Raw genomic sequence first — 850 nt, 5'->3', positions numbered from 1 at the left:
TAGGAAGTGTGGACTCTTGGGATTCCCAAGATTGAGCAAATCAGATTCAAGACTGTCTTTTGGAGGCAGTCATGGGTGTTTTGGATCGTCTGATCCTTCGGGACGAGCAGTGGGAGCGGATATCGCATCACATCATTGGTGACGAGCGCACCCGCGGTTCGTCCGGCCGTGATAACCGCATGTTTGTGGAAGCGGTGCTTTGGATTGTGCGTACCGGCTCTCCCTGGCGTGACCTGCCGGAATTGTTCGGCGAGTGGAACAGTGTCTTCCGCCGTTTCAGCCGCTGGAGCCGAAAGGGCATCTGGTGGCGCATGTTCGCCGCGATGGCGGACGATCCGGACTTCGAATACCTGATCGTTGATTCCACCATCATCCGCGCCCATCAGCACGCTGCCGGCGCAAAAAAGGGGCTGAAGATCAAGCCCTTGGCCGTTCTCGCGGCGGCCTGAGCACCAAGATCCACATGGCCGTGCGTGGTCTCGGCTGCCCGGTCCGCTTCACACTTACTGCAGGCCAAAAGGGTGATGCGCCGCAAGCCGATGCCCTGATCGAGGGCCTACCTGCCGATATCGTCATGGCCGACACCGCTTATGACAGCGACCGCCTGCGTAATGCCATCGCCGATAAAGGCGCTGTGGCGGTGATCCCCAACAATCCTTCGCGCGCGCAAAAATACCCGCTGGACAAGCATCTCTATGCCCAGCGGCACCTGATCGAATGCTGCTTCTCGAGACTCAAGCAGTTCCGTAGGGTCGCTACCCGCTTCGAAAAAACCGCCGAAAACTACCTAGCAGTCGTCACCATCGCAGCAATCGTTCTATGGATCAGATAACTGTCCACACTTCCTAGG

At 57.9% G+C, this 850-nt stretch carries 1 protein-coding gene; it reads left to right on the top strand.

Features of this window, described 5'->3' with window-relative positions; translation table 11 throughout:
• Window positions 1–71 precede the first annotated feature (71 nt).
• A protein-coding gene (locus PMI09_RS30755) for an IS5 family transposase (RefSeq protein ID WP_085990716.1) occupies window positions 72–832 on the top strand; the annotation gives its coding sequence in 2 pieces (ribosomal slippage) (window positions 72–399 and window positions 399–832; 762 coding nt in all).
• The last annotated feature ends 18 nt before the right edge of the window (window positions 833–850 follow it).

Origin of the sequence: Rhizobium sp. CF122 (genome assembly GCF_000282035.1) — a bacterium.
Classification (GTDB): Bacteria; Pseudomonadota; Alphaproteobacteria; order Rhizobiales; family Rhizobiaceae; genus Rhizobium.
The sequence above is the reverse complement of the archived record's forward strand: the minus strand, read 5'-3'. Positions and strand labels throughout refer to the sequence as shown.